The sequence below is a fragment of the Spirillospora sp. NPDC000708 genome (genome assembly GCF_040299565.1).
Lineage (GTDB): Bacteria > Actinomycetota > Actinomycetes > Streptosporangiales > Streptosporangiaceae > Spirillospora.
On the sequence record NZ_JBEPCJ010000027.1, the window covers coordinates 65296 to 88324 of the forward strand.

Here is a 23029-nt window from a genome sequence, read left to right on the forward strand (position 1 = left end):
CTACCCGGCGCCGTGCGCCCGGGTGATCTCGGCGCTCAGCAGCGCGCCGATGGCCGCCGCGCCCTCGCCGCGGACCAGCGAGCCGTGCCTGCCGGGGACCTCCACGGTCTCCGGCTCGGCGCCCAGCATCGTCCCCCACTGCTCGATCAGGAGCCGCTTCTCCTCCGGCGGGTCCTCGCGCGGGATCAGCAGCACCACCCGTCCGTCGTAGCGGTACTCGGGCCGGTGGTGGAGCAGGGCGCAGTAGTGCTCGAAGGCCACGCGGTAGGTCTGCATGGACCGCGCGCCCCTCAGTCCGTCCTTGTCACCGGCCCGGATCGCCACCGCGACCGGATCGTCCTTGGGACGGACCCGGAGGATCCGCTCCTCGACCGCCGCCGGGAGCCGGGTCCCGGGAGGGGCTTCGATGGTCTCGTCGATGGCGCGCAGGAGCCTGCGCTCCGCGCGGGTGAACGGGCGCTTCCTGACCCCGTCCGGCGGCGGCATGATCGGCGGCCCGATCAGGATCGCGCCCGCCACCCGCTCGCCCCTGGCGGCCGCCTGGCGCGCCATCTCGACGGCGACGTAGCAGCCGCCCGACCAGGACGTGAACAGGTACGGGCCGTCGGGCTGCAGCTGGAGCACGTCGCTCAGGTAGGCCGACGCCATCCGCTCCACCGAGCCGATCGGCCGTTCGCGGCCGGCCAGCCCGCGGCCGAGCAGCCCGTGGAACTGGTGGCCCTCCTCCAGGTGCCCGGCGACCTCGGCGTACGCCGCGACCTCCCCGGTCATGCCGTGGACGGCGAACACGGCCGGCTCGACCGTGCCGCTCCTGATCGGCACGGCGGAGCGCAGGTGCCGCTCCCTGGCCTTCAGCCGGGTGGCGGCCCCGGCGATCGTCGGATGGTCGAAGAACTCGCCGATGGCCAGTTCGTACCCGCCGGCGCGGATCCTGGAGACCACCTGGGGCACCAGCAGCGAGTGCCCGCCGAGTTCGAAGAAGTCGTCGTGCACGCCGACGCCTTCGGTGCCCAGGACCTCCGCCCAGATCCGGGCCAGCAGCTGCTCGGCGAAGCCGGTCGGCGCGACGTACTCCGCCACGTCCGGCCGATCGGCCTCGGGGGCGGGCAGCGCCGCCCGGTCGAGCTTCCCGTTCGCGGTCAGCGGTAGCGCGGCGACCTCGACGAACGCCGACGGGATCATGAACTCGGGCAGCTGGCCGCGGACCTGCTCCCGCAGCCGGCCGGCCGAGAGCGGGTGGTCCCCGTCCGCCGGGACGAGGTAGGCGACGAGCCGGCGGTTCGAGCCTTCGCCGAAGGGCAGCACGACCGCGGAGCGCACGCCGGGCTGCGCGGCGAGCACGGCCTCGATCTCGCCCGGCTCGATCCGGAACCCGCGCACCTTGACCTGGTCGTCGGCCCGGCCGAGGAACTCCAGGGTGCCGTCGGCGAGCCAGCGCACCCGGTCCCCGGTCCGGTACACGCGGGCGCCGTCGCCGCGGAACGGGTCGGCGACGAACCGCCCGGCCGTCAGCGCCGGCCGGCCGTGGTAGCCGCGGGCCAGCCCGGTGCCGCCGATGAGCAGCTCGCCGGGGACGCCCACGGGCACCGGGTTCATGCACCGGTCGACGACGTAACCGCGCATGTTGGCCATCGGGCGGCCGATCGGGACGACGCCGTCGGCGATGCCGGTGACCGGTCCCCAGGTGGCGAACGTGGTCCCCTCGGCCGGGCCGTAGAAGTGCAGCAGCCGGCCGGGGCGGCCCTCCGTCAGCATGCGCCGCACGTTCTCCGGATCCGCCGCCTCGCCGCCGAACAGCAGGTTCCTGACCTTGTTCAGGCCCTCGGGCGCCTGCGCCGCGAGCTGGTGCAGCAGTGCGGTGATGAGGAAGACGACGGTCATCCCCTGCTGCCGGATCTGGGTGTTGAGCCGCCGCGGCAGCAGCAGCACGTCGCGGTCCACCCCGGCGAGCGTGGCGCCGCGGGCGAGCGCTCCCCAGATCTCGTAGACGGCCGCGTCGTAGGACGTGCTGGTGGTCTGCGCCACCACGTCGCCGGGCTCGATGCCGGGATAGTCCCCCGTCGCCAGGGCGATGATGTCCCGATGGGTCACGGCGATGCCCTTCGGGCGGCCGGTCGAGCCCGACGTGTACACGATGTACGCGAGCTGCCCGGCATGTCCCGCCGCCACCCGGCCGCCGGCCGGGCACCGCCGGATCGCCTCCGCCGTCGCCGGATCGTCCAGCCGCAGGACGAGGGGCCCCGTGCCGTCGCCGGCGCCCGGCTCGAACCGGCCGCCGGACGTCACCAGCACCCGCGCGCCGCTGTCGGCGACCATGTACTCGAGCCGTCCCTGCGGGTAGTCCAGGTCCAGTGGCAGGTAGGCGCCGCCGGCCTCCCAGACCGCGAGCATCGCCGTCACCATGTCCAGGCCCCGCTCCAGGCACAGCCCGACCGTGGTCTCCGCCCCGACCCCCAGGCCGCGCAGGTAGGCCGCCAGCCGCGCCGACCGCTCCAGCAGCGCGCCGTACGTCAGCGCGGCCCCGCCGTACACGGCCGCGACCGTGTCCGGATGCCGCGCGGCGTGCCCGGCCACCAGCTCGTGCACCCCGCTCGCCGCGGGGACCGGCCGCTCCGCGCCGGTACTCCACTCCGCGAGCCGGCGGCGCTCGTCCGGGGTCAGCGTCCGCAGCCGGGACAACGGCAGGTCCGCACCGTCGGCCAGCTCCCCCAGAAGCATCACCAGATGGTCCACCACGCGGCTGATCAAGGCCGCGCTGAACAGCGTGGTGCTGTACTGGATCTCGCCGGTCAGGCCGCCGCCGGCGTCGCCGACCACGAGCGTCAGGTCGAACTTCACCGGAACGGCGCCGGCCCTGACGTCGGTCTCCCGGCCGGCCGTGTCGTGCGGATCGCCCGCGACATGGTTGAACATGACCTGGAACAGCGGGGTGCGGGAGCGGTCCCGCACGGTGACCAGCTCGTCCACCAGGCGCTCGAACGGCAGGTCCTGGTGGGCGTAGGCGTCCAGCGCCACCCGCCGCACCCGCCGCAGCACCTCGGTGAAGGCCGGGTCGCCGGCCAGGCTCGCCCGCATCACCAGCGTGTTCACGAAGAACCCGATGAGGCCCTCGCTCTCCGCCCGGTCCCGGTTCGCGACCGGCGTGCCCACCACGATGTCGTCCTGGCCGGTGTAGCGGCCCAGCAGCACCATGAACGCCGCCAGCAGCGTCATGAACATCGTCGCCCCGCCCTGGCCGGCCACCTCGCGCAGCCCGGCGGCCGTCTCCGGCGGCACGTCGAACCGGAGGAACGCCCCCGCCGAGGACCGCACCGGCAGCCGCGGCCGGTCGGCGGGCAGCTCCAGCACCGGCGCGCCCGACATCTGCGCACGCCAGTACGCCAGCTGGGACTCGAGCACCTCGCCGGACAGCCGGTCGCGCTGCCACACCGCGAAATCGGCGTACTGCACCGGCAGCGGCGGCAGCGGATCCGGCCGGCCCCGCCGCTGCGCCTCGTACAGCGCCGACAGCTCCCGCCGCAGGATCCGGCCGGACCAGTCGTCGAACAGCACATGGTGCACCGACAGCGCGAGCATGTGGCGCCCGCCGGCCGCACGCACCAGGCACGCCCGCACCAGCGGGCCGACCGCGAGGTCGAACGGCGCCCGGGAGTCCGCGGCCAGCAGCGCCTCGGCCTCCCGCCGCGGGTCCCGCGCGCCGGACACGTCGGCGACCGGCAGCGGGAACGGCGACGGCGGGTCGATGACCTGGAACGGGACCCCGTCCTGGCCCGCCACCAGCCGGGTCCGCAGCACCTCGTGCCGCGCCACCAGCGCGGTCAGCGCCGCGCCCAGTGCCGCGACGTCGAGGTCCTCGCCGAGCCGCACCGGCAGGGCGACCACGTACTCCGCTGAGCCCGGCTCCATCTGGTCGAGGAACCACAGCCGCTGCTGCGCGAACGACAGCGGCAGCCGCCGGTCCCGGGCGACGGGCAGCACGGGCGGCGCGGACGGGCCCGCCGTCATCGCCCCGATCGCCGCGGCGAGCCCCGCGACCGTCGGGTGGTCGAACAGCTCCGCGAGCGGCACGCCGACGCCGAGCGCCTCCCGCGCCCGCGAGATCACCTGGATCGCCAGCAGCGAGTGCCCGCCCAGTTCGAAGAAGTCGTCCGCCGCCCCGACCCGGTCGAGCCCGAGCACCTGGGCCCAGATCCCGGCCAGCAGTTCCTCGGTCCGGGTCGCCGGCGCGACGAACTCGCTCGCCGTGTCGCGGGAGAGGTCGGGAGCCGGCAGCGCCCTGCGGTCCAGCTTCCCGTTCGGGGTCAGCGGCAGCGACGCCAGCTCGGTGAAGACCGTCGGCACCATGAACTCCGGCAGCCGGCCCGCCAGGAACTCGCGCAGCTCTCCCGCGGTCGGCACGGTGGAGGTCCCGGCGTCCGTCACCGAGGGCACCAGGTAGGCGGCCAACCGCTGCCCGCCGGAAGCGTCCTCGGCCACGGCCACCACCGCGTCGCCGAGCGACGGGTGGTCCTTCAACGCGGCCTCGATCTCCTCCGGCTCGATCCGGAACCCGCGGACCTTGACCTGGTCATCGGCCCGGCCGAGGAACTCCAGCACCCCATCGGAGCGCCACCGCGCCCGGTCGCCGGTCCGGTAGAGCCGTCCGCCGTCGGCGGTGAACGGGTCGGCGACGAACCGTTCCGCGGTCAGCGCGGGCCGGCCCAGGTAGCCCCGCGCGACCCCGACACCGCCGATGTACAGCTCCCCGGTGACGCCCGCCGGCACCGGCCCGCCGTCCGGGGCGAGCACGTACAGCCGGATGTTGTCCAAGGGCCGCCCGATCGGCACGCGGGCGTCCGGCTGGGCGTCCGGACCCACGGTGAACGACGAGACGTCGATCGTCGCCTCGGTCGGCCCGTACACGTTGTGCACGGGCACGCCGAGCCGTTCCGCCACCAGGGCCGTCACTTCCCGGGTCAGCTGCTCACCGCCGCACACGACCGCCCGCACCGAACGGGCCCGGGCGAGCGGCGGCTGCTCCGCGATCAGTTTCAGCACCGTCGGCACCACGGCCAGCACGGTCGCACCGCCCCTGGCCGCGACGCCGGCCAGCAGCTCCGCGTCGGCCCGGCCGCCGGACGGCGGCACCACGACCAGGCACCCGCCGGCCGCCAGCCCCGGGTGCAGCTCGATGCCGAACGCGTCGAAGCTCGGCGACGACGAGACGAGCATCCGGTCGCCCGGCCCCATCTCGAACCGCCGGCCGAACCAGCTCACGTAGTTGACCAGGGACCGGTGCTCGACCATCACACCCTTCGGCCGGCCGGTCGACCCCGAGGTGTAGATCAGGTAGGCGAGCTGCCCGGGGATCGGCCGGTCGCGCAGCGGCCTGGTGGGACCGGCCGAGAGTTCCGCGCTGGTGCCCGGATCGTCCAGCCACACCGCGGCGACGCCCTCAGGGAGCCCCTCCGCCGCCAGCCCGGCCGCCGCGCCCCGGTCGCTCACCAGGACGCGCGCACCGCTGTCGGACAGCATGAAGGCCAGCCGCTCCGCCGGGTACGCCGGATCCAGCGGCAGGTACGCGCCGCCCGCCGCCCACACGGCCAGCACGGCCACCACGAGCTCCGGCCCGCGGTCCAGGCACAGCCCCACGACGGATTCCGGCCCGGCGCCGAGGCCGCGCAGGTGACCCGCCAACCGCTCCGCCCGCGCGGCCAGCGCGGCATACGTGAGCGTCGCGTCCCCGGACACCACCGCCACGGCGTCCGGCCGCGCGGCGCATTGCCGGGCGACCATCTCGTGCACGCCCGACTCCGCCGGCGCCGGCGTCGCCGTGTCGTTCCACGCGGTGAGCAGCTCGTCCCGTTCGCCCGCGGACAGCAGCGGCAGCTCCGACACCCGCCGCCCGTCGTCCGCCGCGATGCTCTCCAGCAGGACCGTGAGGTAGCCCGTCATCCGCTTGATCGTGGCCGCGTCGAACAGGACGGTGCTGTAGAGGATCTCGCCGAACAGCACCCCGTCGCCCTCGCTCATCGTGAGCGTCAGGTCGAACTTCACCGCGCGTTCGGCGGGCGCGCCGTCCTTGCCGCCGCCGCCCCGGCCGCGGCTGGGCCTCGCCCGGCCGCTGTCCGTCGTACGGGTGACATAGGTGACCATCACCTGGAACAGCGCCGTCCGCGCCCGGTCCCGGTCGCCGGCCAGTTCGTCCACCAGCTGCTCGAACGGCAGGTCCTGGTGGGCGTAGGCGTCGAGCGCCATGGCCCGCACCCGGCCGAGGACCTCGCCGAACGACGGGTCCCCGCCCAGGTCGGCGCGCATCACGAGCGTGTTGACGAAGAACCCGATCAGGCCCTCGGTCTCGCCCCGCTCCCGGTTCGCCACCGGCGTCCCCGTCACCACGTCGTCCTGCCCGCAGTACCGGCCGAGCAGCACCATGACCGCCGACAGCCAGACCATGAACGTCGTCGCGGTCGCCTGACGGGCGACCTCCGCGAGCCGCGCGGACACCTCGGCGGGGACGGTGAACTGCTCGGCGGCGCCCGCCGAGGAGCGGACCGCCGGCCGGGGCCGGTCGACCGGCAGTTCCATCGTCGGCGCGCCCGCCAGCTGGTCGCGCCAGTAGCCGAGCTGGGCCTCGAGGACGTCACCGGTCAGCCACTTGCGCTGCCACACCGCGAAGTCGGCGTACTGCACCGGCAGCGGCGGCAGCGGGTCCGGCTCCCCGGCACGGAACGCCCGGTACAGCACCTCGAGCTCCCGGCGGAGCACCCGCTCCGACCACTCGTCGAACGCCACGTGGTGCACCGAGACGAGCAGGACGTGATCGTCCTTGGCCACCCGGACGAGGCACCCGCGGATCACCGGGCCCGCCGCCAGGTCGAAGGGCGCCTTCGCGTCCGCCATGACCAGAGCGAACGTCGCACCCGCCGTGTCGGCGGCGCCGGAGATGTCCGCCACCGGCAGCGAGAACGGCGACGGCGGGTCGATCTCCTGGTACGGCACTCCGTCCGGCCCTGCCAGCAGCCGGGTGCGCAGCGCTTCGTGGCGGCGCGTGATGGCGCCCAGCGCCGCGTCCAGCGCGCGCAGGTCGAGCGGCCCGCGCAGCCGGATCGCCGTCGGGACGTTGTACTCCACGGACTCCGGGTCGAGCTGTCCGAGGAACCACAGCCGCTGCTGCGCGAACGACAGCGGCAGCCGGCCGTCCCGCGGCACCGGCACCACCGGCGGCGCCGCCACGCCGGTGGCGGTGTCCTCGATCAGCGCGACGAGGCCGGCGACCGTCGGGTGGTCGAACAGCGACGCGACCGGAACCTCGGCGTCGAACACCTCCCGGATCCGGGAGATCAGCCGCGTCGCCAGGAGCGAGTGCCCGCCGAGCTCGAAGAAGTCGTCGTGGCCGCCGACGCGGTCGACGCCGAGGACCTGCGCCCAGACGCCCGCCATCAGCTCCTGCGCCGTGGTGGCCGGTGCCACGTAGGTGGCGCTCGGCTCCGGCCGAGCGGCCACGGTGACCGTCAGCGCGGCGCGGTCGATCTTGCCGTTGGGCGTCAGCGGGAGCGCGGCGAGCTCGGTGAACAGGGCGGGGATCATGTAGTCGGGCAGGTGCCGGGCGAGGTGCTCGCGCAGCTGGGCGGTGTCCGGGATGCCGGCCTCCGGGTCGGCGGGGACGAGCCAGGCGGCGAGGCGGCGCTCGGTGTGGTCGCCGTAGGTGGTGACGGCCGCGGTGGTGATGGCGGGATGTGCGGTCAGGACGGCTTCGATCTCGCCGGGTTCGATGCGGAACCCGCGGACCTTGACCTGCTCATCGGCCCGGCCGGTGAACTCCAACAACCCGTCAGCCCGCCACCGGGCCCGGTCTCCGGTCCGATACAGCCGTGATCCGTCATCGGCGTAGGGGTCGGCGATGAACCGTTCGGCGGTCAGTGCCGGACGCCCGCGATACCCCAACGCCAACCCGGCACCACCGATGAACACCTCACCGCTCACCCCGGCCGGAACCAGACCAAGACGATCGTCCAGAACCCGCACCCGCGCGTTAGGCACCGGCGCCCCGATCGGCGGCACACCAGACCCGCCCGGATCCAACGCCACGGTGGTGGTCATCACCGTCGCCTCGGTCGGACCATAGGTGTTCACCAACCGCACATGCCGCAACCACGCCTGTGACAACGGCTCGGTGAGCAGTTCCGCCCCTGTCAACACCGTCGCCAGGGCCGGCATCGTTCCTGGATCCACCACCGCCAGCAACGACGGAGTCACACTCATCGCCTGCACGCCCGCCGCCCGCATGAGTGCTGTCAGGCGGGCGGGTTCGGCACGTTGCGCCGCCTGCGCCACCACCAGCGTCCCGCCACCGGCCAGGACGGCGGCGACGTCCAGTACCGCCGCGTCGAAACTGAACGAGGCGAACTGCAACACCCGCACCCCAGGACCAGCACCCAACACCGGCCCCACACCCGCCACCAGATTCGCCACCCCACCATGCCCGACCAGCACACCCTTGGGTCGGCCTGTCGACCCCGACGTATAGATCACATACGCCAGACCTCCACCAGCCGCGGCAACCGCCCCATCACGCACCGCCGGGGACGCCGCAATGGCCGCCGCCGTCGCCGGGTCATCCAGGACCACGCGTTTCACCGCAGGGGGCACCGTCCCCAGCACGGCCGCCGATTCGGTCATCCCCACCACGACGTCGGCGCCGCTGTCGGCGAGCATGAACTCCAAACGGTCCGCCGGATATCCCGGGTCCAACGGCACGTACGCCGCTCCGGCCAGCCACGCCGCCAGCACGCCGACCACCATCTCCGCCCGGCGCGGCACACAAAGCCCCACGACCGACCCGGGAGCGACACCCAACCCCCGCAGATAGCCCGCCAGCCGCTCGGCCGTGCTCACCAACCGGCCATAGGTGACGCAGACGTCTCCGACGACCACCGCCACCGCGTCCGCCCGCACCCGGGCATGACCCAGAACCGAACCCACCACACCCGACTCAACCGCAGCCTCACCACCGGCACCCCAACCCAGCAACTCCGCCCGCTCCCCCTCCGACACCACCCGCAACTCCGACAACCGCCGCTCCCCACCACCCCCGCCAATCCCCTCCAGCAACACCCCCAAATGACCCACCAACCGCGCCACACTGCCCGCATCGAACAAAGCAGTGCTGTACTCCACCGCACCCGCCAGGCCACCGTCCGGACGGTCTTCCAGGGTCACCGACAGGTCGAATTTCACCGGCAGCGCACCATCGAGCCCGATGCTCGCCGGCTCGTTTCGGCCTTGGGCCCCACCTCGCGACACCGCGCGCGGGGCCGTGTCGGAGGCGTCGTACCCGAAGAACACTTGGAACAGGGGCGTCCGCGACCGATCCCGTTCGGTGACCAGCTCGTCGACGAGCTGCTCGAACGGCAGGTCCTGGTGGGCGTAGGCGTCCAGCGCGGTGGCCCTGACCTGCTCCAGCAGCTCAGGGAACGTCGGGTCGCCGGACAGATCGGCCCGCATCACCAGCGTGTTGACGAAGAACCCGATCAGGCCCTCGGTCTCGGCCCGATCCCGGTTCGCCACCGGCGTCCCCACCACGACGTCGTCCTGACCGGTGTACCGCCCGAGCAGCACCATGAACGCCGACAGCACCGTCATGAACATCGTCGCGCCGCCCTCGCGCGCCACCGCGCGCAGCCCCTCGGCCATCTCCGCGGGGAAGGCGAATGCCTCAGCCGCCCCTACAGTGGACCGCACCGGCGGGCGGGGCCGGTCGGTCGGCAGGTCCAGCACCGGGATCCCGGCCAGCCGCTCCCGCCAGTACGCGAGCTGGCCTTCCAGCACCTCGCCGGTCAGCCAGCGCCGCTGCCACACCGCGAAGTCCGCGTACTGCACCGGCAACGGCGGCAGCGGGTCCGGCTCGCCGCGCCGGAACGCCTCGTACAGCGCGGCCAGCTCACGCCGGAAGATCCCCGCTGACCATTCATCGCTCACCACGTGATGCAGCGACAGCACCAGCACGTGCTCGTCGCCCGCCACTCGCACCAGGCTCGCGCGGATCAGCGGCCCGGCCGCCAGGTCGAACGGCTCCACCGCATCCGCGCCCACCAGCAGGCCCGCCGCCTCGCGTGGGTCGGACGCGGCGGACACGTCGACCACCGGCAGCCAGAACGGCGACGGCGGATCGATCGCCTGGAACGGCACCCCGTCCTCGCCCGCCACCAGCCGCGTCCGCAGCACCTCATGCCGCTCGACCAGCGCCGACAACGCCGCCGTCAAAGCCCCCACGTCCACCGCCGCCAGCAACCGCAACGGCATCGGGACGTTGTACTCCACCGACCCCGGCTCCAGCCGATCCAGGAACCACAGGCGCTGTTGCGCGAAGGACAGCGGCAGCGGCTCCTCTCGCGGAACGGGCGCTATCGGCGGCACGACCGTACCGGCCGCCGCGTCCACCACCTCGGCCAACTGCCCCAGCGTCGGGGCGTCGAACAGGGCCGACACCGCGATCTCGACCCCGAACATCGACCGGACCCGCGACACCACCCGAGTCGCCAACAGCGAATGCGCACCCAACTCAAAGAAATTGTCCTCCACCCCCACCCGCTCCACCTTCAACAACTCCGCCCAAATCCCCGCCAGCGCACGCTCGGTCTCCGACCGCGGCTCCACAAAAACGCGCCCCACCAACCGCCCCGCATCCGGCGCCGGCAACGCAGCCCGATCCAACTTCCCATTACGACTCAACGGGAACTCGGAGATCTCGGAGAAGTAGGCCGGAATCATGTACTCCGGCAGCCGCCTACCAGCGAACTCACGCAATTCAGCGACAGAAGGCACACCGGAATCCGGATCGGCAGGCACCAACCACGCGACCAACTGCGGATCCTGCTCACCGGCCTCCGCCATGTCTGTGGTTACAGCGACTGCGGCGGCGGTGATCTGGGGGTGACCGGCCAGCACAGCCTCGACCTCACCGGGCTCGATCCGGAACCCCCGCAACTTGACCTGCTCATCGACCCGGCCCGCGAACTCCAGCACCTCACCCGGACGCCACCGCGCCCGGTCGCCCGAGCGATACAACCGCGAACCGTCACCCGCCAGCGGATCGGCGACGAACCGCTCGGCGGTCAGCGCCGCACGCCCCGCATAACCCCAGGCCAGCCCTGCACCACCGATGAACAGTTCGCCGGTCATCCCGGCGAGCACAGGCTTGAGGCGCTTGTCCAGGACGTGCACCTGGACCCCGGGCAGCGGCGCTCCGATGGACACCACCCCGCCCGCAGCCGCGATCGCGGCCGGGTCCACCGGTCCTGCGGTCGCGCATACCGATGCCTCGGTCGGCCCGTAGGCGTTCACCACCACGCACCGGTCCGCCCACCGGGCCACCACCTGCTCATCGACCCGCTCGCCCGCCAACACCAACGTCGCCAAACCCGCGAACTCCGCCGGGTCGACCACACGCGCCACCGACGGCGGCAACGTCACCACACCCACACCCGCCGCAGCCAACAGCCGCCCCAACCGGCCCACATCGATCCGGGCTTCCTCACCCACGATCACCAGACGCCCACCGTGCCCGAGCGTCACCCACACCTCCGACACCGCCGCGTCGAAGCTGAACGAGGCGAACCCGGCCACCACCGCACCCGGGGTGATCCCGAACACCGGGCCTTGGCCCGCCACCAGATTCGCGACACCGCCGTGGTCGACCAGCACACCCTTCGGCCGACCCGTCGAGCCCGAGGTGTACATCACATACGCCAGGCCCTCGCCGGCCGAAGCGTCACGCACCGCCGGTGCGGACGCCAGAGCCGCCGCCGTCATCGGGTCATCGAGCTCGACTACCCGGACGCCCCGTCCCACCGGGACATCCCCCACCACCGACCCAACGCCCACCACAACACCGGCACCACTGTCGGCGAGCATGTAACCGAGCCGGTCCGCCGGATACCCCGGGTCCAACGGCACATACGCCGCACCCGCCAACCACACACCCAGTACGCCAACCACCATCTCCACATCACGCGGCACACACAAACCCACCACCGACCCCGGACCAACCCCAAGGCCCTGCAGATAACCCGCCAACCGCCCCGCACGCCCCACCAACCACCCATAAGTCACGCTTACGTCCCCCACCACCACCGCCACCGCATCCGCCCGCACCGCCGCCTGGCCCAGAACCATCGCGACCACGCCACTGCCGGCCTCTTCGTCCGCCTCGGACGGTTCGTCCTGCTCGCTCGGGGCGTCCATCGCCAGATCCGAGACCCACTGGCCCGCGTCGGTCGCGATGCTTTCCAGCAGCGCACCCAGGTGAGCCGCCATGCGCGCCGCCGTGGCGGCGTCGAACAGGTCGGTGCTGTACTCGACCGCCCCGGTGAGACCCGCGTCCCGTTCGGCCAGGATCAGCCGCAGGTCCGCTCGCGCGATCACGGCGGCGGGCATGGGGTCCGCGTTGGTCAGCGCGCTGACCCGGCGCTGCTCGTTCCGCTGGTCGCCCGGGGCGTCAACGGCGGTGTCATAGTTGAACAGCACCTGGAACAGCGGGGTGCGGGAGCGGTCGCGTTCGGTGACCAGCTCGTCGACGAGCTGCTCGAACGGCAGATCCTGATGGGCGTACGCCTCGAGGGCCATCTGCCGGACCCGCCCCAGCAGCTCGGCGAACGTCGGGTCGCCCGACAGGTCGCCCCGCATCACCAGGTTGTTCACGAAGTAGCCGATCAGCTCCTGGGTCTCGCCGCGCTCCCGGTTCGCCACCGGGGTGCCGATGACGATGTCGTCCTGGCCGGTGTAGCGGGCCAGCAGCACCATGAACGCCGCCAGCAGCGTCATGAACATCGTCGCGTCGCCGTCGTGCGCCACCGCACGCAGGCCCTCGGTCACCTCCGCGGGGACCGTGAACTCGACGACCGCCCCCGAGGTGGAGCGGACCGGCGGGCGCGCCCGGTCGGCCGGCACGTCCAGCACCGGCAGCCCGGCCAGCTGCTCCCGCCAGTAGGCCAGCTGGGATTCCAGCACCTCGCCGGTCAGCCACTGCCGCTGCCAGACGGCGAAGTCGGCGTACTGCACGGGCAGCGGCGGCAGCGGATCCGGCTCTCCCGCGCTGAACGCGGTCTGCAGCGCCGTGAGCTCGGACTGCAGAACGCGCCCGGACCATTCGTCGAAGGCGGCGTGGTGCACGCACAGCACCAGCAGTCGCCGGCCGGCGCCCAGCAGTGCCAGGAACGCGCGGATCACCGGTCCGGTGGCCAGGTCGAACGGCGTGGCCGCGTCGGCGGCGATCAGCTTCTCCAGCGCCCGCCTCGGGTGTGCCGCGCCGGACACGTCGACGACGGGCAGCGGGAAGGGGGCCGGCGGGTCGATGACCTGGTAGGGGACGCCGTCCTGGCCGGCGAGCAGCCTGGTGCGCAGCACTTCGTGCCGCCGCGTCACCGCCGACAGCGCCGCTTGCAGCGCAGCGGCGTCCACCGCCGCCGGCAGCCGCAGCGGCATGGGCACGTTGTACTCGGCCGATCCGGGTTCGAGCTGGTCGGCGAACCAGAGCCGCTGCTGGCCGAAGGACAGGGGGAGCTGCTGATCGTGTGAGACGGGGACCACGGGCGGGACCGCCATTCCGGTGGTGGTTTCTTCGATCACGGCGCCCAGGCGACGGATCGTGGGCTGATCGAAGAGGGTGGCGACTTTGATGTCGGTGCCGAACACCTCCCGGACCCGGGAGATGATCTGGACGAGCAGGAGCGAGTTCCCGCCCAGTTCGAAGAGGCTGTCGGTGGCGCTGATCGGGCTGATGCCGAGCACCTGCTCCCAGATCCCCGCCAGCAGTTCTTCCAGCTCGCCGCGCGGCGGGTTGTAGCCGGTCGCTCCCTCGGGGCGCCCGGTGTCGGGTGCGGGCAGCGCTGCGCGGTCCAGCTTCCCGTTGCGGGTCAGGGGAAGATGGGTGATCTCGGTGAAGTAGGCGGGGATCATGAACTCCGGCAACCGCCCGCCGGCGAACTCGCGCAACTCGGCGGTGGCGGGGATGCCGGTGTCGGGGTCGGCGGGGACCAGCCACGCCGCCAACTGCGGGCCGTGCTCTGCGTTGTCCGTGGTCTCTGTGGTGACGGCTACTGCGGCGGCGCTGATGTGGGGGTGGGCGGTCAGTACGGCCTCGACCTCGCCGGGCTCGATCCGGAATCCCCGCAGCTTGACCTGCTCGTCGATCCGGCCGAGGAACTCCAGCACGCCGCCTGGACGCCACCGTGCCCGGTCGCCTGAGCGGTACAACCGCGAACCGTCACCCGCCAGTGGATCGGCGACGAACCGCTCGGCGGTCAACGCCGCCCGCCCCGCATAACCCCACGCCAACCCCAGACCACCGATGAACAGCTCACCCGCCACACCCAGCGGCGCTGGGTTCAGTCGCTCGTCCAGTACGTGCACCCGCACGCCCGGTAGCGGTGTGCCGATCGGCACCACACTCGCGGATGGATCCACCGGCCCGGCGGTCGCGCACACCGATGCCTCGGTCGGTCCATAGGCGTTCACCACCACGCAGCGGTCGGCCCACCGGGCCACCACCTGCTCATCGGCCCGCTCGCCCGCCAACACCAACGTCGCCAACCCCGCGAACTCGGCCGGGTCGACCAGCCGGGCCACCGACGGCGGCAACGTCACCACTCCGACCCCCGCCGCAGCCAGCACCTGCGCCAGCCGCACGGTGTCCACCCGCTCGTCCTCACCCACAAGCACCAGACGCCCGCCGCGGCCGAGCGTCACCCACACCTCCGACACCGCCGCGTCGAAACTGAATGACGCGAACCCGGCCACAGCCATCCCCGGGGTGATCCCGAACACCGGACCCTGACCCGCCACCAAGTTCGCGACACCACCGTGCCCGACCAACACACCCTTCGGCCGACCCGTCGACCCCGACGTGTACATCACATACGCCAGGCCCTCACCAGCCGCACCGTCCCCGACCAGCGAGGATCCGGCGATCGCCGCCGCCGTCGCCGGGTCGTCCAAGACCACCCGCTCCAGCCCGGACGACACCGTCCCGAGCACAGCCGCCGACTCCGCCGTCCCCACCACGACGCTGGCGCCGCTGTCGGCGAGCATGAAACCGAGCCGGTCCGCCGGGTATCCCGGGTCCAACGGCACATACGCCGCACCCGCCAACCACACACCCAGTACTCCGACCACCATCTCCACACCGCGCGGCACGCACAGACCCACCACCGACCCCGCACCGACACCCAGCCCCTGCAGATAGCCCGCCAAGCGGCCCGCCCGCTCCATGAGCGACCCGTAAGTGACACAGGCGTCACCCACCACCACGGCCACCGAGTCCGCCCGCACCTCGACCTGAGCCGCGACCAAGGCCGCCACATCGGCGACGCCGCCGTTGCCATCGGCTTCGACGCCGATTCCCCAGCTCAGCAGCTCCTCCCGCTCCGCGGCCGACACCACCGGCAGCTCCGACAACCGCCGCTCGCCGCCGCCGGCGGCGACCCCCTCCAGCAACACCGCCAGATGACCCGCCAGCCGGGCCACGGTGGGGGCGTCGAACAGGGTGGTGCTGTACTGAATCCCCGCTACCAGGCCGCCGTCATGGCCTTCGCCCACCGTCACCACCAGGTCGGTCCGCACCGGCAACCCACCGGTGACCGCACCGGAGTCACCGGTGTTGCCCGCCCAGTGCGATACGCCGCCGCCGTCCGCGGGGTCCTGGGCGATGTAGCTGAACGCCACCTGGAAGAGGGGGGTGCGGGACTGGTCCCGGTCGGTGACCAGCTCGTCGACGAGTTGCTCGAACGGCAGATCCTGGTTCGCGTACGCCGCCAACGCCACCTGCCGCACCTGCCGCAGCAATCCACCGAACGACGGATCGCCCGAGAGATCCGCCCGCATCACCAGCGTGTTCACGAAGAACCCGATCAGACCCTCGGTCTCGGCCCGATCCCGGTTCGCCACCGGCGTCCCCACCACGACATCGTCCTGACCGGCGTAGCGCCCCAGCAGCACCATGAACGCCGACAGCACCGTCATGAACATCGTCGCGCCGCCCTCGCGCGCCACCGCACGCAGGCCCTCGGCCACTTCGGGCGGGATCTCGTGCCGCATCGCCGCTCCGGCGGATGACCGCACCGGCGGCCGCGGCCGATCAGTGGGCAGGTCCAGCACCGGGACGTCCGCCAACTGCTCGCGCCAGTACGCCAACTGCCCTTCCAGCACCTGACCGGTCAGCCATTGACGCTGCCACACCGCGAAATCCGCATACTGCACCGGCAACGCCGGCAACGGGTCCGCCTCACCACGCCGGAACGCCTCATACAGCGCCCCCAGCTCACGCCGGAAAATCCCCGCCGACCATTCATCGAAGACGATGTGATGCACCGACAGCACCAGCACGTTGCGGCCCTTGCCCACCCGGACCAGGCAGGCCCGGATCAGCGGCCCCGCGGCCAGGTCGAACGGCTCCGCCTCGTCCGCCACCACCAGCGCTTCCGCCGCCTGCCGCGGATCCGCCGCCCCCGACACGTCCACCACCGGCAGCCGGATCCGCGACGGCGGGTCGATCACCTGGAACGGCACCCCGTCCTCGCCCGCCACCAGCCGCGTCCGCAGCACCTCATGCCGCTCGACCAGCGCCGACAGCGCCGCCCCCAGCGCGTGGACGGCCACCTCGCCCATCGCCAGTGGCATCGGCATGTTGTACTCGACCGACCCGGGGTCCATCTGATCGACGAGCCAGAGGCGCTGCTGCGCGAACGAGAGCGGCAGCCGCTCCGTCCGGTCCGCCGGTTCGACGTGCGGTGCCGGGATCCCGGTGCCGGGTCCCGCGATGACGTTCGCGAGGCCCGCCACCGTCGGGTGATCGAACAGCGCGGCCACCGGCACTTCCGCGCCGAACACGTCGCGGATCCGCGATATCACCTGGACGGCCAGCAGCGAGTGCCCGCCGAGATCGAAGAAGTCGTCGTCCGCTCCGACCTGGCCGACGCCCAGGATCTCGGCCCAGACTCCGGCCAGCAGCTCTTCACCGGGAGTGGCCGGGGCGCGGAACTCACCGGCCTGGGCCGACCGTCCGGTGCCCGGAGCCGGCAGGGCGGCCCGGTCGGTCTTTCCCGCGGGGGTCAGCGGCACGGCCGCGATCTCGGTGTAGAACGCGGGGGTCATGTACTCCGGCAGGTGTTCCCGCAGGCGCTCCCGCAGTTCGCCGGCCGCCGGGATGCCGGCGCTCGCGTCGGCGGGGACGAGCCAGGCGGCCAGTCGCGCCCGCGCGCCCTCGCCGGTCACCGCCACCACCGCAGACCGGACCCCCGGATGGCCGGAGAGCAGGGCCTCCACCTCGCCCAGTTCGACGCGGAAACCGCGCAGCTTCACCTGCTGGTCGATCCGGCCGAGGTACTCGAGCCGCCCGTCCACCCGCCGGCGTGCGAGGTCACCGGTCCGGTACAGCCGCGAACCGTCGGCCGCGAACGGGTCGGCGACGAACCGTTCCGCGGTCAGCCCCGGTCGCGCGTGGTACCCGCGGGCCACGCCGGCGCCCGCGATCAGCAGCTCGCCCGCCGCTCCCACCGGAACCGGGTTCAGGAACGGGTCGACCACGTACATGCGCGTGTTGCCGACGGGACCTCCCAGCGTGACCGCCGCCTGGTCGGTGATCTGCCGGCAGGCCGACCAGATGGTGGTCTCGGTCGGCCCGTACATGTTCCACAGCTCCGCGACCCGGGGCAGCAGCCATCCCGCCAGCCCCGCCGGCAGCGCCTCCCCGCCGCACAGCGCCCGCAGGCCCGCCGAACCGGCCCAGCCGTTCTCGGCGAGCAGCCGCCACGTGGCCGGGGTCGCCTGCATCACCGTCACGCCCCGCCGGTCGATCTCCGCCGCGAGCGCCTCCGCCGACACGGCCGCCCCCGGCTCCGCGACCACGACGCGTGCCCCCGTCACCAGCGGCAGCCACAGCTCGAGCCCGGCGATGTCGAAGCCGAAGGTCGTGACCGCCAGCAGGACGTCGTCCGCCACGAGGCCCGGCCGCCGCACCATGGTCAGCAGCAGGTTCATCAGGTTCTGCTGCGATACGGACACGCCCTTCGGCACCCCGGTCGACCCGGACGTGTAGATCATGTAGGCGAGCTGCCCCGGCGACCGCGGCGCCGCGTCCGCCGGCTGCTCCAGGTCCGGGCTCGTCCGCGTGTCATCCAGCCACAGCGCCGGTACGCCCGCGGGCAGATGCCCGTCCGCCGGTCGCCGATCCGTCGCGCCCCGGTGCCCGACGAACACCCGCGCTCCGCTGTCGGCGAGCATGAACGCCAGCCGGGCGGGCGGATAGCCGGGATCGAGCGGCAGATACGCCGCCCCCGCCAGCCACGTCGCGAGACCGGCCACCACCATGTCGGTGCCGCGTTCGAGGCACAGCGCCACCACTGACTCCGGCCCGGCGCCCAGCTCGCGCAGCGTTGCGGCGAGCCGGCCGGCGCGCAGCACCAATCCGGCATAGGTCAGGTACGTGTCACCGACGGTCACGGCGACCGCGTCCGGGGATTCGGCGGCCTGTTCGAGAATCAGGTCCGCGACACTCGGCACCGAGGGCGTGCGCATCTCGGTGTCGTTCCAGCTCTCGAGAAGTCGCTGCCGCTCGTCCGCTGGAAGCAGCTGCATGCTGCTCGTCCGTGCGTGCGGGTTCGCCGCGACGGCGTCCAGCACCGCGGTCAGGTATCCGGCGAGCCGCTGTATCCGGTCGGCATCGAAGAGTGCGGTGCTGTAGAGAAGTGAACCGGACAGACCGCCACCGTGTTCTTCCGCGAGGTTCAGTTCCAGATCGCACCTGAGCGGCAGCGATACCGCCGGCCCGTCCGCCGCCGGCTGCCGGCCGCCTTCCGTCCCGGCATTTCCTTCCGCCCCACGGGTGGTGTCGTAGTAGAAGAGGGTTTGGAAGAGGGGGGTGCGGGAGCGGTCTCGTTGGGTGACCAGTTCGTCGACGAGTTGTTCGAAGGGCAGGTCTTGGTGGGCGTAGGCGGCCAGCGCGGTGGTTCTGAGCTGCTCCAGCAGTTCTGCGAAGGTGGGGTCGTCGGTCAGGTCGGTGCGGATGACCAGGGTGTTGACGAAGTAGCCGATGAGGTTCTCGGTTTCGGCGCGGTTGCGGTTGGCGATCGGTGTGCCGATCGGGATGTCGTGCTGGCTGGTGTAGCGGCCGAGCAGGACGGCGAACGCCGCCATCGTCGTCATGAACATCGTCGCGCCGTGATCACGGGCGAGCTGCCGCAACTGCTCAACAGTGCCAGCAGGAACGGTGAAGCGAACGGCTGCTCCGGTGGTGGTGCGGATGGCGGGGCGGGGCCGGTCGGTGGGCAGATCCAGGGTGGGCAGTGCGGCGAGTTGGTCCCGCCAGTACGCCAGTTGGGTTTCCAGAACGCGCCCCGACAGCCAGGTGCGTTGCCAGAGGGCGTAGTCGGCGTACTGCACCGGCAACGGCGGCAACGGATCGGGCTCACCGGCACCGATCGCGGTATGCAGGGCGCGTAGCTCGCGGCGCAGGATGAGGGCCGACCATTCGTCGAAGGCGGCGTGGTGCACCGACAGCACCAGCAGATGCCGGTCGGTGCCGACCCGGGCCAGGCAGCCGCGGATCACCGGACCGGTAGCCAGGTCGAAGGGTTCGGCGGCGTCCGCGACCACCAGGGCTTCCACTGCGCGTCGGGGATCGGCGGCACCCGACACATCGACCACCGGCAGCGGGAACGGTGATGGCGGATCGATCACCTGGTACGGGACCCCGTCGTGGCCGGCGACCAGCCGGGTCCGCAGCACCTCATGACGGCGGGTCAGCGCACCCAGCGCCGCACCCAGCGCGGCCACATCCACTCCACCGCCCAGCCCGACCGGGACCGGCACGTTGTACTCCACCGACCCCGGCTCCATCTGATCCAGGAACCACAACCGCTGCTGCGCAAACGACAACGCCAACCGTTCGTCCCGCGGCACCGGAACAACCGCAGGAACGTTCACTCGGTCAGCACCATCGACGACGTCCGCCAGTTCCGCCACCGTCGGGTGGTCGAACAGCGCCGCCACCGGCACCTCGACCCCCAGCACTTCGCGGACGCGCGAGATGACCTGGGTCGCCAGGAGTGAATGGCCGCCCAGCTCGAAGAAGTTGTCATCGGCGCCGACCCGCTCGACCTCCAGAACCAGCGCCCAGATCCCCGCCAGCAACTCCTGGGTCGCGGTGGCCGGAGCCGTGAAGACACCCACATCAGGACGCGAGACATCCGGCGCCGGCAGCGCCGAGCGGTCCACCTTCCCGTTCGGTGACAACGGCAATGCCGCCACCTCGGTGAACACCGACGGCACCATGAACTCCGGCAGCCGCCCGGATACGTACTCCCGCAGCTCTCCCGACGCCGGAATTCCCACGCCGGGGTCGGCAGGGACGAGCCAGGCCGCCAGCCGCGCTCCCGCCTCATCGCCCGCGACGGCCACTGCCGCCGCAGCCACGGCGGGATGCGAATGCAGTACCGCTTCGACTTCGCCGGGCTCGATCCGGAATCCGCGCACCTTGACCTGCTCGTCGGCACGACCAAGGAACTCCAACTGCCCACCCGGGCGCCACCGCCCCCGATCCCCGGTCCGATAAAGCCGGGAACCATCACCGGCAAACGGATCAGCGACAAACCGCTCCGCCGTCAACGCCGGACGACCGCCATACCCCCGCGCCACCCCTACGCCACCAATGAACACCTCACCTGTCACCCCTACGGCAACCGGTCCCATATACCGATCGAGCACATACACCCGCGCCCCCGGCAACGGCCCACCCACCGGCACCGGCCCGTCCATCTCTGCCAGCCCCTCCAGCGGGCTGTAGGTCGAGTCGATCGTTGCTTCGGTGACGCCGTAGGCCGTTAGCACCCGCACGCCGTCTCCCAGCGCAGCGCGCGCCCGCGCTACCCCGGAAACCCGCCACACGTCCGTCGTCACCACCAGCAAGCGCAACCCCGGCAACCGCGCCCCCGCCCCACCGACGAGAGCCGCCAACTGATCGGCATAACGCGGCGCACACTCCAACGCCCCCACCCGCTCCGCCGCCAACAACCCCGCCCAATCCCAAACCGACAACACCACACCCGGATCACCCAAAACCAACACCCCACCCGAACCCAACGCCCGCACCACATCACCGGTGAACACATCGAAACTCATGCTCGCCACCGACAACCACCGCAACCCCTCACCACCGAAATGCGCCACCTCCCAACCCCCGAACACCCCCGCCAACGACCCATGCGTCACCAACGCACCCTTCGGCCGCCCCGTCGACCCCGACGTATAAATCACCGCCGCCAAACCATCGCCATTAACCCCGCCTGCTGGAATTCCGGCCCCGCCCCGGCCGATCTCCGCCGCCACCTCCGGGTCATCCAGCCACACCGCCCGTGCGGCACCTCCCGCCACCACGCCGGACACCGCGTCCGCCACCGCTCGATGCCCGAGCACCACTTCCGCCCCAGCGTCAGCGACCATGAACTTGAGCCGCTCCGCCGGATATCCGGGGTCCAGCGGCAGATACGCCGCGTCCGCCAGCCAGGCGCCCAGAACGGCCACTACCATTTCCGCGCCTCGCTCGACGCAGATCCCCACCACCGACTCCGCACCGACACCAAGCCCCCGCAGATAACCGGCCAGTTTCGCCGCGCGTGCCACCAGGCCCCCGTAGGTCACGCAGGCGCCGTCAGCCACCACCGCGACCGCGTCCGGGCACTCCATCGACCACCGCAGAACCCGACCCACAATCCCCTCCGCCGGCACCGGCGCCACAGCCTGATTCCACCCCGACACCACCCGCTCCCGCTCCCGCGACGTCAACACCGGCAACCGCGACAACCGCACACCCGGATCCGCAGCAACCGCCTCCAACAACACCCCCAAATGCGTCGTCATCCGCCGAACCGTCGACCCATCGAACAACGCCGAGCTGTACTCCAAACCCCCCGCCAAACCACCCGAACCACCATCAGCCACCGTCAACGTCAAATCACACAACGCCACCCGCGGCGCCGCACCAGCCAACACACCACGACCATCCTCCTGGTCGTTCTCTTCACCGCTCTCCTCGCCACCCAGGAGCCCTTCGCCGCCGCCGGTCACGTAATTGAAGAACACCTCGAACAACGGCGTCCGCGACCGATCCCGCTCCGTCACCAGCTCATCAACCAACCGCTCAAAAGGCACATCCTGATGCGCATACGCCTCCAACGCCACCCGACGCACCCGCCCCAACAACTCCACAAACGACGGATCCCCCGACAAATCCACCCGCAACACCAACGTATTAACGAAGAACCCGATCAACCCCTCGGTCTCCGCCCGACCACGCCCCGCCACCGGCGTCCCCACCACCACATCGTCCTGACCCCCATACCGCCCCAACAGCACCATGAACGCCGCCAACACCGTCATGAACATCGTCGCGCCACTCTCACGCGCCACCACGCGCAAACCCTCGGCCACCTCACCCGACACCGGGAAACCCGCCACCGCACCCACCGACGACCGCACCACCGGACGCGGACGATCCACCGGCAACTCCAACACCGGCACACCAGCCAACCGCTCCCGCCAAAACGCCAACTGACCCTCTAGAACAGCGCTGGTAAGCCACTGTCGCTGCCACACCGCGAAGTCCGCGTACTGCACCGGCAGCGGGGATAGCGGATCCGGCTCACCGCGCCGGAACCCCTCGTACAGCGCGGCCAATTCGCGATGGAAAATCCCGGCCGACCATTCGTCAAAGACGACGTGGTGCACCGTCAGGATCAGCACATGCTCGTCGCCGGACAGCCGCACCAGGCACACGCGGATCAGCGGCCCGGCCGCCAGGTCGAAGGGCTCCACCGCATCCGCGCCCACCAGCAGGCCCGCCGCCTCGCGTGGGTCGGCAGCAGCGGACACGTCCACCACCGGCAGCCGGAACGGCGACGGCGGGTCGATCACCTGGAACGGCACCCCGTCCTCGCCCGCCACCAGCCGCGTCCGCAGCACCTCGTGCCGCCGCACCACCGCCGACAAGGCCGCACCC

Annotated in this window: 1 protein-coding gene (cut by a window edge); it reads right to left on the bottom strand. The window is 72.1% G+C overall.

Annotated features, from left to right (window positions below; genetic code table 11):
• Window positions 1–23029 carry the 3' portion of a non-ribosomal peptide synthase/polyketide synthase gene (locus ABT299_RS20815; RefSeq protein WP_500251726.1) on the bottom strand. The gene runs 6845 nt beyond the window's last position, so the window shows 23029 of its 29874 coding nt (coding positions 6846–29874); its start codon lies off the right edge, out of view; the stop codon is at window positions 1–3.